We start from the raw sequence: 15113 nt of genomic DNA on the forward strand, positions 1-15113 counted from the left end.
CACATGGCAGATGTAGCAGCTGGTGAGTTTAGAAATGGTATGACCCTTGAAATCGAAGGAAAAGTTTGCCAGGTAATTGAGTTTCAGCATGTAAAACCGGGCAAGGGAGCAGCCTTCGTCAGAACAAAACTGAAAGACGTGATTAATGGCGGCGTTGTAGAGAAGACATTCCGTCCGACCGAGAAATTCCCGGCAGCGAGAATTGACCGGCATGACATGCAGTATCTTTACAATGATGGAGATCTGTATTACTTCATGGATCCCGAGACCTTTGATCAGATTGCAGTAAACAGCGAGACGGTAGGTGATTCTCTGAAGTTTGTAAAAGAGAATGAGGTCGTAAAGCTGAATTCCTACAATGGAAATGTATTTGCAGTAGAGGCACCGCTCTTTGTCGAGCTTGAGATCACAGAGACAGAGCCCGGATTTGCCGGAAACACTGCTCAGGGCGCTACAAAGCCGGCCACTGTTGAGACCGGAGCACAGATCAATGTACCGCTGTTTGTAAACCAGGGCGACAAAGTCCAGATCGATACCAGAACCGGCGAATACCTCAAACGTGTCTGAATCAGATAAATAGATTCCGCTGCTGCCCCGACGACAGCCGGAGTCGTGTCCGCGCATGGCAGATATGCTGCCTGCGCGGAGCTTATCTTTTCTTCTGATGTTATTACTTCTCTTCTGATATTATTAATTCTTATTCTCTTATCCAATTCTCAATTTTTAAATTATTTGTATTCTTTTTTCATTTTTTCTTTCTTCATTCTTTTTCAGTTCCGTATCCGGGTTTCTGCCTTTTTTCTACCTTTCCATTTCTGATTCCCTTTGTATTGGAATCCCTTTTCACAAATCCCCAAAAGATAGAACATTCCACACATAAATTTTATTTAAGGAGGAATTTTTATGAGCTACGATGAGTTTGAACAGCTTCTGGTACACGAGATGAAGGAGGACTCTGCTGACAGTACGGATGTAAGAGTCTGTGAAGTCCGCAAAAACAATGGAGTCAGGCGGAGAGCGCTTGTTCTGCGGGACAGTACGGACCGGCCTCAGCCGATGCAGTACCTGGAAGATTATTACGACATGTGGGAAACCGGAGTTTCCATTCGGCATATCGTGAATCTCATCCTTCAGGAACGTGAGAAAATGAGTGGTGTATACCGGAAGCTGCCCTCGGGATTTTTTCAGAATTATGACGAGGTGCAGAAGAATCTCCGGTGTCATTTGATCAGTGAGAAGAAGAACCGGGAGCATCTCTGCGAGGTGCCCCATCTGCGCTGGATGGATTTGGCAATAACGTGTGTATATGATCTGAGCGTGCCGGATTACCCGGATTGCATGATTCAGATCCGGAATGAACATCTGCAGATCTGGGGAATCAGCGCGGACCAGGTCATGAAGGATGCCATGGCTGCGACGGCAGAACATAGTGAGATCCTTTTTCAGCCGCTGGTAAAAATTCTGGAAGAGGATCTGAGGTGCAGCGAGGGGGAGGTTCCTGAGACTCCCCTGTATCTCCTGACGAATCAGTCCCGGATGTATGGAGCGGTGTGTATTGCGCTTCCGGATGTGACGAATCATATTGCTCAAAGACTGGACAGCGACTACTTTATCATCCCGAGCAGCATTCATGAATGCCTGATTCTGCCGGATGACGGGATTTACCGGACATCAGAGCTGAACCGGATGGTCTGCGACATCAATCAGACGAATGTCGAAGAACAGGATGTATTGTCGGATCATGTGTATCTGTACAAGAAGCCCGAAGCGAGAATGTATCGGGCGTGACGGAAATGTGCTTTCCATAAGAGTAAAAAATACCTGTTGTCTTCGAAATCGCATACAGTCTCTTACACACGCTTCGCGCGTGACGATCCTGTCTGCGTTTTCGAGATACAGTATGCCACAAACTGTATAAGTCCCCGCGTCACTTCGCTGCTTCGCAGCTTCCGTGCCGCTAACAGGTATGAGCATTCCTGCGTTGCTTCGCACCGCTCCATGCTCATACCTGTTGTCGTCGCTAATGTTCTTGCCCACTGGTGAGCAAGCTCCCCGTGGGCCAAGAACATTGCGACTGGACTTATACAGTAAGTCGTGACACATACTGTATAAGCTACGGATTGCTCCGTGCTCCGCACTCCCGCAATCCTACAGGTATTCGCACTTCCGTGCCGCTCGCGCGTCACTTCGTGCTCATACCTGTTGCCTTCGAAATCGCATACAGTCTCTTACACACGCTTCGCGCGTGACGATCCTGTCTGCGTTTTCGAAGAGCTTATACAGTAATTTGACATTTGCAGTTCTATGTGCTAAAATCTTTTTGTTGCGGAAATTTGAAATGCGTTTGTAGCTCAGGGGATAGAGCAACGGTTTCCGGTACCGTGTGGCGGGGGTTCGAATCCCTCCAGACGCGCGAAGGAACTGCCGGATAGATGTCTTGACATTTACCCGGCTTTTCTTATACCTGTAACGGAGATAACTGATATGCAGTCTGCTGCGCGGTTTTAAGAGCTTATGGAACCAGCAGGGTTATGAACGGCACCAATAGTTCTGTAAATGTTTTACAGGCATACAGGCTTCGGATCGCTCTGTACTGCGCACTCCCGCAATTCACAGAAGGAGTACTGTTTTATGTCAGAAAATAATAGAAACAGAAAACCAAAACGTAAATATAATCCTGTTCTGGAATGGATTTCGGACCGTCTGAGATATATCGAACTAATTGCGGCGATCGTCGTCGTCATTATCGTGCTTGTTTTCCTCGTACGTGGGATTCTTAAGAGAAACGAGCAGCCGCAGAATGCCACGGGACAGGCAGTTCAGTCCGTCTCATCAACCGCGTCCGACGCGGATTCATCTTCTGAGAACAACAGCGTAACACCGGCCGTCAGCTCGGGATCAGCTTCTGTAAGTTCTTCTTCTTCCGGTACGGACACACTTAAGAAGGATTCCGGAGACGTAAACGCCGCAGTTCAGACATACTTTGGGGATCTGATTTCCAGCGGAAACAGCGGAACGATCGAGTCGTATTCGAATATTACGACATATTCGTACCCGGGTCCTTCTGAAGGCACTTACATTGCTTTTGTGGAATACAGTTACAAGTACAAGGACTATGCGGACACTATTCCCGGCCTTTCCGAATTTTATGTGGCACCTGATGACAGCGGCAAGCTTGTGATCTCGGATGATTCCTCAGAGGAGATTCAGAAGGCGATGAGTGACGCCGCATCCACAGAATCCGCAAAGGCGCTGATCGCCGATGTTCAGAGCAAGTATGACGCAGTTGTCAACGCGAATGAAGACCTCAAGAACTATATCTCAACGCTCGGCTCCAGTGCGGCAGACAGCAGTTCAGATGCAGGTTCAGCTTCAGCGGAGGATAGCTCCGGGGATAATGGCACGGATTCCACAGGAAACAGCGGAACGGAAGAGGAAAATAGTGGCACAGCAGATACAGCCACTGACACAACGACAGATACTCAATAACGACAATGCCCCGCGGTCGGGGCGCCAGAATATATATAAAGTCAGGTGCTCCGCGCTGTGGCTGCGGAGCACCCGTATATATATTCATACAGCCGGTTCCGGATTTTTTTGCGAGTCATCTCCGGGCCGGCTGTATTTGGAGTAATTTATGAGAATCAACAAATATCTTAGTGAGTGCGGAATATGTTCGCGCCGTGAAGCAGACCGGCTTGTGGAAGCCGGTCATGTTTCTATCAATGGGAAAAAAGCTGCACCGGGGTCACAGGTAGAAGAGGGAGATCGTGTCATGTTCGACGGGAAAAGAGCTGTTCTGCCGATGGACAAGATCTATTTGAAGTTCTATAAACCGACGGGAATTGTGTGTACCTTCGAATCCAGAGAAAAGAACAACCTGGGAAATTATCTGAAGTATCCGCGGCGTGTTACCTATGCCGGAAGGCTGGACAAGAATTCCGAGGGCCTCCTGATTCTGACGGATGACGGAGACCTGATCCAGGAAATGATGACAGCGCGGAATTTCCATGAAAAGGAATACGAAGTAACGGTCAGCAGGGATGTTACGGAAGATTTTCTGGACAGAATGCGCGGGGGCATCTATCTTTCTGAGCTGGGGGTTACGACAAGACCGTGTCGGGTGAAACAGACGGGAAGGCGCAGTTTCCGGATCATTCTGACCCAGGGGCTGAACCGGCAGATCCGCCGCATGTGCAAGTACTGCGGATACGGCGTTCAAAGCCTAAAGCGTATCCGGGTCGTCAATGTGCGGATCGGAGAGATGAAGCCGGGTGATCTGGATGAGATGACGCCGGATGAGATCCGCGAGCTGAAAGCAACACTGAATGGGGCTATTCCGGAGAAACGGGCAGGAACGGCAGACATGGTCAGGTAAAATGATCGCGCAGAACCGGGAAGGGGCGTCATGCATGGACAGGCGGAAGGATTCCCGAGAAACAGGCAGGAACGGCAGGTATGGACAGGGATTATCCCGGAGGAACAGGTGAGAAATGAGTTTTGATGAGTATAATGAACTGAAGACGACGATCATGCATCACATGGATCTGTATTACAACCGCAACGAGCCTGAGATAACGGATTATGAATATGATCAGCTAATGCAGAAATTAAAGGCAGCCGAAGAAGAACATCCGGAATGGATTACGCCGGATTCGCCGTCTCAGATTATCGGCGGAGTCGCAAAAAGGGAAGCGGGCGTAAAGATTGTCCACAATGTACCGATGCTTTCGATCGAGGATGTTTTTCACTATGAGGATGTCACGGAGTGGGTGAAGAAGGTGCTGACTGTGCATCCGGACGCCCAGTTTTCCGTTGAACAGAAAATCGACGGCCTGTCGATGACGCTCCGATACCGGGGTAACGGAGCAGGAACTATGCGTCTGGAGACCGCGGAGACCCGCGGCGACGGATTCACCGGCGAGGATGTAACGGCAAATGCCATAGTGATTCCGAGTGTACAGAAAACCATCCGTGCGCCCTATGACTATCTTGAGCTTCGCGGAGAGGTCTATATGACCCATGAGGATTTCGAACGCTTTAATGAAGAACAGGAAAAAAACGGCAGGAAAATCGCGGCGAATCCACGGAATCTGGCGGCGGGAACCCTTCGGCAGCTCGATCCTTCCATTACGAAGAAGCGTGGTCTTCGCATGTTTATTTTTAATGTGCAGGATGGCCCGGCAGAACTGATGGAGCGTCACGACAGAGCGCTGGACTGGCTCTCGGAGAGAAAGATCGAAACCGTCAGTCACACGCTGTGCAGCAGCCCGGAAGAAGTGCTTCAGGCGATCACACGCATCGGTGAGATGCGGGACGAGCTTCCCTATGACATTGACGGCGCGGTTGTAAAAATTGATCAGATCGCATACCGGTCGGATTTCCCGGCGGGAAGCAAATATTCCGCAGGGCATATTGCCTATAAATATCCGCCGGAAGAGCGGCCCGTCGTGATGGAATCCATCGAAGAAACTGTGGGAAGAACCGGAAAGATCGGCTTCATCGGCCATGTATATGACAAGGAAACGGGAAAGCCGGCAAGGCTGTGCGGAACCAGCGTATCACGGGTTACGCTGCACAATCAGGATTATATCCGTGATATGAAAATCGGAATCGGAGGCGTATACAAGATCCGGAAGAGCGGAGATATTATTCCGAAACTGACGGGATGCATCACAGAACCGGAACAGGTCTATCAGGCCTCCCGCTTCTGTCCGATCTGCGGACAGCCGCTGATCCGTGAGGAGGATACGGCCGATATCCGATGTGTGAATCCCTCCTGTCCCGCGCAGCTGACGCGCACGATTTCGTATTTCACCTCGAGAAACTGCATGGATATTACAGGTCTCGGAGAGACACTGGTGGATGAGCTTGTGAAGGAGAACTATCTCAGGAATTACGCCGACATCTACTGCATGAAGCAGCATCGGGACGAGCTGATCGAAAAGGGAATTATCGGCAAGGAAAAAAATACGGATAAGGTTCTGGCAGCCATAGAAAAATCCAAATCCAACAGCCCCGTCAGACTTCTGACCGCACTCGGAATCCGCAATGTAGGCGGGTCAACAGCCCGCGAACTGATGAAGCATTACCGGAGCATCAGGGAACTGGAGGTAGCAACAGAAGATGACCTTGTACAGATTCCGGATATCGGCGAAACGACAGCGCGGGATATTGTGAACTTCTTCTCAAACGAAGAGAATCAGAAGATCCTGAACAGACTTTCGGACTATGGCCTAAAAATGGAAATGGAGAAAGAAGATACCACGGACAAGCTTGCCGGTCTCACCATCGTAGTGACCGGAACACTCCCGACCCTCGGAAGGGCAGAGGCAAAGGCCCTGATTGAGAAAAACGGCGGAAAATGCACAGGTTCCGTATCCAGGAAGACGAGCTATCTGGTAGCCGGAGAAGCCGCGGGAAGCAAACTGGAGAAGGCACAGGCGCTCGGTGTTCCTGTCATCGATGAGGCGGGACTGCTCGCGATGCTGTCTTGAACGTTATATGGAGAAAGCGTATAATATACGCATATGACTGCCAGAAAATGTAATCGCTATAGCCCTGTGGACGCAGGATGCAGCAATTGTATATACGAAAAGAGGATTCCATATGCCTATTAAGATTCAGAATGATATTCCCGTCAAGGAGGTTCTTGAAAAAGAGAATATATTTGTCATGGATGAGGACCGCGCAATACACCAGGACATCCGTCCACTGCAGATCCTGATTTTGAATCTGATGCCGCTGAAGGAAGATACGGAGCTTCAGCTTCTCCGCTGTCTGTCAAATTCACCGCTTCAGATTGATATTACCTTCATGGTTCCTGCCTCTCATCACGTGAAGAATACTTCGATCAGTCATATTCAGAAGTTTTATGTGACGTTTGAGGATATCTGCAGAGAGTATTATGACGGGATGATTGTGACCGGCGCGCCGGTTGAGCTGATGGAGTTTGAAGAAGTAGATTACTGGGATGAACTCTGTGAGATCATGGACTGGTCTGAAAAGCATGTGACTTCAACCATGTATCAGTGCTGGGGCGCACAGGCGGCGATGTATCATTTCTACGGGATTCAGAAAAGGCTTCTCGACCACAAGATGTTCGGCCTCTTCGAGCATCAGATTCATAAGCGCAAGATTCCGCTGGTCAGAGGCTTTGATGATGTGTTCCTTTGCCCGCATTCCCGTCACACCGAAATTCCGATGGATGAACTTCAGCATCACCCGGAGATTACCGTTCTCACGGATTCGGATGAGGCCGGTTTTTTCCTTGGAATGGCAGACGACGGAAGGAAGGTCTTCGTACAGGGACATCCGGAGTATGACCGTATGACCCTTGACCGGGAGTATAAGCGGGATCTGGCAAAAGGAATGGATATCGCCATGCCGGAGAACTATTATCCGGACGATGACCCGGAGAAGAAGCCGTTGCTGACCTGGAGGGCGACGTCTGCGGCTCTTTACGCGAATTGGATCAATTATTATGTATATCAGGTAACACCGTACGATATGTACGGCACCCCGGATTTCAGATAACGGAGGAGCACGGGAATGCAGTGATTGCTATTGCTGCATCATTTCCCGTGCTTTTTTGTATATATAAGAACGGATTACTGTTTATCATGACGCAGAACATGAGACAGGATCAGATGTTCACAGCATCACACAGACAGGAGGAAGGAAATGAACATCTTTGATATTACAGGGCCCGTGATGGTAGGACCTTCCAGCTCTCATACCGCAGGCGCTGTGAAGATCGGAAATGTCTGCCGGAAGCTGACCGGAGAGAAAATCACCGATGCGGAGATTCTGCTGCACGGATCATTTCTGGCGACAGGTAAGGGACACGGAACCGACAAGGCATTGGTCGCCGGCCTGATGGGTTTCGCGGTGGATGACAGCCGGATTCCGGACAGCTTCCGGATTGCAGAAGAGGAGGGACTGAGATACCGTTTCGGAGCGATCGATCTGGGAGAAGACGCACATCCGAATTCGGTTCTTCTGAATCTGACGTCGGAGAGCGGACGGAAGCTGGAGGTTCAGGCGTCTTCGATCGGTGGCGGAAGGATCATGATTAACCGGATCGATGGACTGGAGGCAAACTTCAGCGGAGATCTTCCGACACTGATCGTTCACAACCTGGATCAGCCCGGCCATGTAGCAGAGGTGACCAGTATGCTGGAGCATAAGTCCGTGAATATCGCGACGATGCAGCTCTATCGCTCGGGAAGAGGCGGCCATGCGGTGATGGTCATTGAATGCGACCAGGAAATTCCGCGTGAGTCGCTGAAATGGCTGGAACATCTGGAGGGGATCGAGAAGGTAACTTATTACAGTCTGCAGGAGGGGGATTAAGAGTGTTATCCCGTCTCCGGATGAAATAGAGAACAGAGAACGCTCGGATGCAGGGCAGCAGATTCGTGCATAGGCAAGGGGAGGAGAAGTTTGTATCATTCACTAGAAGAGATTGCAAAGGTTTGCAGTGAACAGCAGATTCCGTTCTGGAAGGCAGTCATTCTCGACGATTGCAGAGAGGAAGGAATTTCAGAAGAGGGATCCATGGAAAAAATGGAGGAAATCTACACCGCGATGCGGGATTCGGATACCAACTATGATCCGGATCTGTATTCCGCGAGCGGCCTGGTCGGAACTGACGCACAGAAGCTGCGCCGGTATCATGAGGGCGGGGAGAGCATCGTCGGAGGTTTTTGCGGAAAGGTTATGGAACGGGCGCTGAGGGTGGCAGAGTCAAATGCCTGTATGAAGCGGATTGTAGCGGCACCGACGGCGGGATCATGCGGTGTTGTACCGGCAGTCCTGATATCGATGCAGGAAAAATACCACTTTCCGGATCGAAAAATGGTGGAATCTCTGTATGTAGCTTCGGGAATCGGAGGAGTCATCGCACTGAGAGCCTGCCTTGCCGGTGCCGAAGGCGGCTGTCAGGCGGAGATCGGATCCGCCTCCGCGATGGCCTCCGGCGCGGCTGTATATCTGCTTGAAGGCTCGTCAGAGGCAATTATCCATGGAAGCGCAATCGCTCTGAGCTCACTTCTCGGGCTCGTCTGTGATCCGGTTGCAGGGCTTGTAGAGGTGCCGTGCGTGAAGCGGAATGTCATCGGAGCATTGAATGCCGTTTCATCCGCCGACCTCGCCATGGCGGGAATCCGAAGCCGTATTCCGCCGGATGAGGTGATAGACGCGATGAAGAGTATCGGGAGAAGCCTTCCTTCCGAGCTCAGGGAGACCGGAAGAGGCGGGCTTGCTGCAACTCCGGAGGGGCAGAAGATCAGAGAACGTCTGCATGGTATCTGAGATCTGAGTGCATATGAAATGCAGGAGCAGACAATTTGCATTCTTTCCGGTTAGCCACGCACCTGTATGAAATCTTGAAATCGAAGGAAAGGTGAAGCAGACAGCTTATATTCTTTCAGGATGGTACAATGGCGAGATCCGGTGAATGCACAGAAATACGAAATCAGGCATTCACGGGAACAGATTGAGCATCATCGCTGCCCGGTCTGCAGTGACCGCTTCGGTATTGTTGAGGAAGATGACATCCTGTATCTGATGATCCGGTACGAACTGTGTCAGATTGCCGTTGTAATAGCGGTAATCAATGACATACAGGTTTTGATAATGATCTACCAGCCACGGCACAAAGCAGTTTCCAAAGGATTCTTTCAGAATGAGACAGGAGGAACCGTCGGTAATTGCCGGATTATGAATTTCCTCATAGGGCTGATCGCCTGCGATAAAGGCGAGATATTTATTCTCTGATGAAAAGGTGCTTGCATCCGCCACAATCGGATACGAATATGAGTTTCCGTTCTGATCGGTGTACGTCATCTCGTTTGTTCCGTTCGGAATCCATGCCTGTACAGTGTCAGGATTATTCCCAAGAGCAGAGGACTGGTTGCTCAGAGAATAGTAGGTGCCGATGAAGCCGGGAAAATCCTTCTCCTGAAGATCACTGGTTTTATGTGCAGTAATTCCCTTCGCCTTACAGAACTCCTGATACGCATAGTATGCGCCGAGTGAGGTCCAGTGGTGGTCAGTCCGGAAATACAGATACTCGGAGTTGTGGCTGACAAGGGTATCAAATACCGAAACCTTTTTCACAGAGGGATCCATCCGGTCGTAGGCATAACTGATGGCGTCCTTCTGACTGGATCCTCCGAGAGATTTCTGAACGTCTTCACTGAGATCCACACCGAATCCGGTCGGAATAATCATATCGTAAAGGTTCACCTGCTGACCGACGCGGGATTTTACCGTGTTGATCATTGAGGCATAAGCATCCACATTTTCCTGATTAAAATAGTAAATATCAAATCCGCGGTCTCCGGTGATGTAGACCTGACCGACCGCGTCCGGTACTTCGTGAATGGTCCCGTCCTTCTCCGTGGATTGTGCCGCTGTGGAAGGAGTGTCGGTTGGACGGGATGATCCGGCGTCTGCGGAAGAAGCGGAAGATGACCGGCTTTGTGTTGATGAAAGGGAATCGGAGGAGATGGAATGATCATTGGTGATGTTTTCCTCGTTTGAGCTCTGCTCCACAATCGGGGCGAGGCTGACCGAGGATGTGTCCGGGATCGCATCCGCAGCTGAGCCCGATGCGGTTCCGTATAGAGCGGTTCCGCGGATTCCGTACCAGTTCTCAATCTCTGAGTCTACGGTCAGCATGGCGTCCCGTGTCGGATAGGTGTCGGAGTACCAGGTCACGAGTTCATCGAAAAAATCTCCGTTCCAGATGCCGGAGAAAGAAACCTGAGGAAACTTCGCAAGGGTTCTTTTTTCCAGAAGAGAGATTTTCGGGCGAAGATCCATATTGAGACCGAGAATGCCGAACACGCCGAAGCCGACGCAGAAGGCTGCACAGTACAGCTTCTGCCAGCGCCTGAGACAGCGGACGTTCTTTTTGAGATAGTTATGTATATCTTTTTCTTTTCCTTTTTTCTTTTGATTTTTCATGAATGCAAGCCTCTCAGATGATTCGTCATGAATGCATGTCTCTCAGATGATTCGTTATGAATGCAAGTCTTTCAGATGATTCGTCATGAATGCAAGCCTCTCAGAACTGGTTATACAGGAAGGGATGATAAGTCGCTCCCGCAAGTGCGCAGATCGCCAGTACAAAACAGATACCGGCGAAGGCAAGCCGTACGGCATAGAAGCCATTTTTGGACACACGTTTTTCCTGCATGCGGATCTCTGCCCGATGGGAGAGAGTGGAAAACAGCGGGGTTGATACCAGAACACAGAGTATCAGGATGAACAGGTTGTTCTTCACCGTGAGAAGAATGGAGACATCCTGCCAGCCCGAGGACCAGTTCAGAAAATGAGATAGCGCTGTCTTCAGTTGTTTGAAGTCTGTGAACCGGAAAATAACCCATCCGAAATTGAACACCAGAATCGTATACAGATGTCCGAGAATTCTGGCGGGAATCGACGGCGCGGCATGGCTGGTGTCATCGCTGTTCTCTGCTCTGCCTTTTCGAAGCCGGGCGACAAGGTTTTCGAGAAAAATAAACACAAAATAATAGAGTCCCCACAGGATGAAGTTCCAGTCCGCGCCATGCCACAGACCGGTGAGAAGCCAGACTGCCAGGAGATTGAAGGTCTGTCTGGCAAAGCCTCTGCGGTTTCCGCCAAGCGGGATGTAGACGTAGTCCCGGAAAAATGAAGACAGTGAGATATGCCAGCGGCGCCAGAAATCCTTAACAGATGTGGCAATATAGGGATAGTTAAAGTTCTCCTTATAGTGAAATCCGACAGCCCTGCCAAGGCCGATCGCCATGTCCGAGTACGCGGAGAAATCCAGATACATCTGAAGGGTAAAGCATATTGAGCCGAGGATGGCAGAGGCGGGGGAAACCGCTGCGATTCCCCGTGAGGCCGGAAAAAGCTGATTGGCGAGTGTTCCCATATGATCCGCCAGAATGGTTTTCTTGGCAAGACCAAGAGAAAACCGGTACATACCTTCGGAGAAGGTGCGGCGGTCCATGATGCGGTGATCAAGCTCCTTTCGCATATCCGTGTAACGGACAATCGGTCCCTGCAGAATGGTATGAAAACAGATCACGTAGGTGAGAAAAACCGGAAAGCTTTTCTGAGCAGATACTCTATCATGATACACATCTGCAGCGTAGGAAATCAGCTTAAATGTATAGAAGGAGATGCCGAGCGGAAGAGCGACAGAGGGCACAGTCAGTCTGGCTCCGAAAGCCTCGTTGAGATTCGAAAATACAAAATCCGTGTACTTGAAGCCGCCGAGGATCGCAAGAAAAATCAGAACCGATATCGCCAGAAGACCGCTTTGCAGTCTTTTTTTTCCAGCGGATTTTTCAATCCGGAGACCGAAGACCCATCCGATGAACGCCTCAGCAATCAGAAGAATCAAGAACCGAAGGCCGCCGAACAGATAGAAGAGGATAGAAAAAAGAAGCAGTATGACGTTTCTACTTGACTGCTTCGGAAATATCTTATAAATTAGAAAAAATGCCGGCAGGAAGCCGAGGATAAAAAACATACTGGAAAATGTCATAAATCACCTGATCATATCTTAATCCATGTGCTGTGTCATATGAGTTGCGGATGCCCTCTTGGAGGGCATGAAAATTGCGTTTCCATCGGCGGTTTTTCCGCATTGCTAGTTTATGATGGAAACAGATATGTGTCAAGTAGACAACGGAGGATATCATGCTGCTGGATGTACTGAAAGATACATTGACTGATACACTGAAACTGATTCCATTTCTGTATATCACGTATCTCCTGATGGAATGGCTGGAGGAAAGAGCACAGGAGAAAACCATCTCCATGCTTCAGCGTGCGCGTCGTCTCGGACCAATCGTCGGCGCTGCCACCGGAGTAATTCCGCAGTGCGGATTTTCTGCAGCCGCGGCAAGCATGTACTCCGGCGGGGTGATCACCGTTGGAACGCTGCTCGCCGTTTTTCTCTCAACGTCTGATGAAATGCTTCCCATCTTTATCTCGGAGCAGGTAAATATCAAGACGATTGTATCTGTGATCGGGACAAAGATCATTCTGGGCGCGATTTCCGGTCTGATTGTTGATGCCTTTCTCCGGGTCTATCGGAGAAAACATCCGCGGACGGACCGTCACATTCATGATCTCTGCGAGCAGGACAACTGCCACTGCGAGGAGGGAAATATTTTTCTATCGGCTTTCCTGCATACGATAGAGATTACCATCTTCATCCTGATTATCACCTTTCTGGCGGGGTTTGCAATTGAAGGAATCGGAGAAGAAAGAGTCGGTGCCTTTCTGTCGGGGGAACCTTTGCTGGGTGTAGCACTTTCCGGACTGATCGGTCTGATTCCGAACTGCGGGGCTTCCGTCACAATTACCGAGCTCTATCTGAAGGGAATCCTGACCTCCGGTCAGATGATGACCGGCCTGTTGATTGGCGCCGGCGTCGGGCTTCTGATTCTGTTCCGCTCGGACCGCAGGCATATGAAGGATAATATCAAAATCACAATTGCGCTCTATCTCATTGGCGTATTCTGGGGGCTTGTGATCGACCGGCTCGGGATCGTCTTCTGAGACGCGAACCGGCTGCCGTTTGAGAAACGTCAGTTGCATGGAGAAACCTTAGTAATATCGGAAAACATCATCAATACCGGGAAACGGCTGCGTTGTCATCTGCGCCTGAAGTGAAGTGCAGAGATGGTATCGTACACAGAAAGAAGCTGCTATGAAGAATCAGAAAATAAATAAGAAAGACCGGAATCCAGAGAATCAGAAGCCATATCTGAGAGGCCAGAAGGCGGCTGCAAAGATGAATCAAAAAGATGCAGAACCGCAGACAGACGAGGCGGATTTTCTGAAATGCCCGGTTTACAGGAAATGCGGAGGCTGCGAGTTCAGAAGTGTTACATATGAAGAGCAGCTGAGAGTAAAGGAAAACCGGGTGAGAAAAGAACTGGAGGGACTTGCCCGGACAGAGAAGATTGTCGGTATGTCCTATCCTTATTTTTACAGAAATAAAGTTAATGCTGCATTTCAGAGAAAGAGGGACGGGAGCATCGTATCCGGAGTTTATGAGGCGGGAACACATCATGTCGTTCCGGTCGAGAGATGCCTGATCGAAGACCAGAGAGCCGACCGCATCATCGGGACGATCCGGAGACTGGCACCTTCTTTCCGGATCACCATCTACAATGAGAATTCCGGATATGGACTGCTCCGCCATGTAATGGTGCGGGTCGGACATAAGACCGGTCAGATTCTGGTGACTCTGGTAGTGACATCTCCGATTTTTCCCTCGAAGAATAATTTTGTAAAGGCTCTCCGGAAGGAGCACCCGGAGATTACATCAATCGTGCTGAATCTCAATGAAAAAAATACGAGCATGGTTCTCGGGGAGAGGAATATTGTCCTTTATGGAAAGGGATATATCGAGGACATTCTGTGCGGGAAGAAATTCCGGATCTCTCCGTCTTCCTTCTATCAGATCAATTCGATTCAGACAGAGGTGCTCTACAGGAAGGCAATTGAGCTGGCTGCTTTGACTGGAAGGGAGAAGGTTTTTGACGCCTACTCCGGGATCGGGACGATCGGAATCGCGGCGTCGGGCAGCGCGAGCGAAGTTACGTGCGTGGAGCTGAATGCGGATGCCGTGCGTGACGCCAGGTATAACGCACGAATGAACGGAGTCCGGAATATCCGGTTCTACCAGGATGACGCAGGAAGATTTCTGGAGCGGATGGCAGCGGCAGGAGAGAAGGTGGATGTCCTGTTCATGGATCCTCCCAGATCGGGCAGTACCGAGACCTTCATAGATGCTGTATCCTCCATGAAGCCGGAACGGATTGTGTATATCTCGTGCAACCCGGAGACTCTTGCCAGAGATCTGCGGTATTTCAGAAAACACGGTTACCGTGCAGGTGAGGCATATCCGGTGGATATGTTTGCGTGGAGCGGATCAATAGAAACCGTGGTGGCACTGCAGCAGTAAAACACCATGCTAAAAACAACGCAATATCCTGTATGGGCTGAGGATAGCCCTGTGCTTCGCCCTCCCGCAATTTTAAGGTATTGGCAATTCTCGCAGCTGCCACAGGTGACTGACATTGAAAATAATGATG

Annotated in this window: 12 protein-coding genes and 1 tRNA gene; 11 read left to right on the forward strand and 2 right to left on the reverse strand. The window is 50.0% G+C overall.

Going from position 1 to position 15113, the window contains the following annotated elements; translation table 11 throughout:
• The first annotated feature begins 3 nt into the window (after positions 1–3).
• The 9 genes from efp (at position 4) to sdaAA (ending at position 9315) form a co-directional block, all read left to right on the forward strand.
• Complete coding sequence (gene efp / locus ACTNDI_RS04425) at positions 4–567, forward strand: elongation factor P (RefSeq protein WP_441099548.1); 564 nt, start codon at positions 4–6, stop codon at positions 565–567.
• 336 nt (positions 568–903) lie between these two features.
• A complete protein-coding gene (locus ACTNDI_RS04430; RefSeq protein ID WP_441099549.1) occupies positions 904–1788 on the forward strand; it encodes a DUF5688 family protein in 885 nt (294 codons plus the stop codon).
• A 552-nt stretch (positions 1789–2340) separates the two neighbouring features.
• A tRNA-Arg gene (locus tag ACTNDI_RS04435) sits at positions 2341–2413 on the forward strand.
• A gap of 218 nt (positions 2414–2631) precedes the next feature.
• Positions 2632–3489: a hypothetical protein gene (locus tag ACTNDI_RS04440; protein ID WP_441099550.1), complete on the forward strand. Its 858-nt coding sequence runs from the start codon at positions 2632–2634 to the stop codon at positions 3487–3489.
• Positions 3490–3637: 148 nt separating this feature from the next.
• Positions 3638–4378 carry a pseudouridine synthase gene (locus ACTNDI_RS04445; protein ID WP_441099551.1) on the forward strand — a complete coding sequence of 247 codons (741 nt, stop codon included), beginning with the start codon at positions 3638–3640 and terminating at the stop codon, positions 4376–4378.
• Between the two features lie 115 nt (positions 4379–4493).
• Positions 4494–6497 (forward strand): NAD-dependent DNA ligase LigA, encoded by a 2004-nt coding sequence (gene ligA / locus ACTNDI_RS04450; protein WP_441099552.1) that lies wholly within the window; start codon positions 4494–4496, stop codon positions 6495–6497.
• Between the two features lie 112 nt (positions 6498–6609).
• Positions 6610–7536: a homoserine O-acetyltransferase MetA gene (metA, locus tag ACTNDI_RS04455; RefSeq protein WP_441099553.1), complete on the forward strand. Its 927-nt coding sequence runs from the start codon at positions 6610–6612 to the stop codon at positions 7534–7536.
• 147 nt (positions 7537–7683) lie between these two features.
• On the forward strand, positions 7684–8355 hold the full coding sequence (gene sdaAB / locus ACTNDI_RS04460) for an L-serine ammonia-lyase, iron-sulfur-dependent subunit beta (RefSeq protein ID WP_441099554.1): 672 nt from the start codon (positions 7684–7686) through the stop codon (positions 8353–8355).
• Positions 8356–8445: 90 nt separating this feature from the next.
• The gene (gene sdaAA, locus ACTNDI_RS04465) at positions 8446–9315 is read left to right on the forward strand and encodes an L-serine ammonia-lyase, iron-sulfur-dependent, subunit alpha (RefSeq protein ID WP_441099555.1); all 870 of its coding nucleotides are present in this window, start codon (positions 8446–8448) and stop codon (positions 9313–9315) included.
• A gap of 171 nt (positions 9316–9486) precedes the next feature.
• Here the strand turns inward: sdaAA and ACTNDI_RS04470 are convergent, their stop codons facing one another.
• Both ACTNDI_RS04470 and ACTNDI_RS04475 read right to left on the reverse strand, forming a co-directional pair.
• Complete coding sequence (locus ACTNDI_RS04470) at positions 9487–10974, reverse strand: DHHW family protein (RefSeq protein WP_441099556.1); 1488 nt, start codon at positions 10972–10974, stop codon at positions 9487–9489.
• A 100-nt stretch (positions 10975–11074) separates the two neighbouring features.
• The gene (locus ACTNDI_RS04475; RefSeq protein WP_441099557.1) at positions 11075–12403 is read right to left on the reverse strand and encodes an MBOAT family O-acyltransferase; all 1329 of its coding nucleotides are present in this window, start codon (positions 12401–12403) and stop codon (positions 11075–11077) included.
• Between the two features lie 299 nt (positions 12404–12702).
• On the opposite strand from ACTNDI_RS04475, the gene ACTNDI_RS04480 reads away from it, so the two are divergent.
• Together ACTNDI_RS04480 and rlmD are read left to right on the forward strand one after the other, a co-directional pair.
• The gene (locus tag ACTNDI_RS04480; protein WP_441099558.1) at positions 12703–13569 is read left to right on the forward strand and encodes a putative manganese transporter; all 867 of its coding nucleotides are present in this window, start codon (positions 12703–12705) and stop codon (positions 13567–13569) included.
• Between the two features lie 151 nt (positions 13570–13720).
• Positions 13721–14983, forward strand: coding sequence for a 23S rRNA (uracil(1939)-C(5))-methyltransferase RlmD (gene rlmD / locus ACTNDI_RS04485; RefSeq protein ID WP_441099559.1), 1263 nt, complete (start codon positions 13721–13723; stop codon positions 14981–14983).
• Positions 14984–15113 lie beyond the last annotated feature (130 nt).

The organism is Bilifractor sp. HCP3S3_D3 (assembly GCF_052063915.1).
Taxonomy (GTDB): domain Bacteria; phylum Bacillota; class Clostridia; order Lachnospirales; family Lachnospiraceae; genus Bilifractor.

Bases quoted from the DNA above. Each gene is read 5' to 3' on its own strand.
- efp (WP_441099548.1), top strand. From the start codon at position 4: ATGGCAGATGTAGCAGCTGGTGAGTTTAGAAATGGTATGACCCTTGAA.
- ACTNDI_RS04430 (WP_441099549.1), top strand. From the start codon at position 904: ATGAGCTACGATGAGTTTGAACAGCTTCTGGTACACGAGATGAAGGAG.
- ACTNDI_RS04440 (WP_441099550.1), top strand. From the start codon at position 2,632: ATGTCAGAAAATAATAGAAACAGAAAACCAAAACGTAAATATAATCCT.
- ACTNDI_RS04445 (WP_441099551.1), top strand. From the start codon at position 3,638: ATGAGAATCAACAAATATCTTAGTGAGTGCGGAATATGTTCGCGCCGT.
- ligA (WP_441099552.1), top strand. From the start codon at position 4,494: ATGAGTTTTGATGAGTATAATGAACTGAAGACGACGATCATGCATCAC.
- metA (WP_441099553.1), top strand. From the start codon at position 6,610: ATGCCTATTAAGATTCAGAATGATATTCCCGTCAAGGAGGTTCTTGAA.
- sdaAB (WP_441099554.1), top strand. From the start codon at position 7,684: ATGAACATCTTTGATATTACAGGGCCCGTGATGGTAGGACCTTCCAGC.
- ACTNDI_RS04470 (WP_441099556.1), bottom strand. From the start codon at position 10,974: ATGAAAAATCAAAAGAAAAAAGGAAAAGAAAAAGATATACATAACTAT.
- ACTNDI_RS04480 (WP_441099558.1), top strand. From the start codon at position 12,703: ATGCTGCTGGATGTACTGAAAGATACATTGACTGATACACTGAAACTG.
- rlmD (WP_441099559.1), top strand. From the start codon at position 13,721: ATGAAGAATCAGAAAATAAATAAGAAAGACCGGAATCCAGAGAATCAG.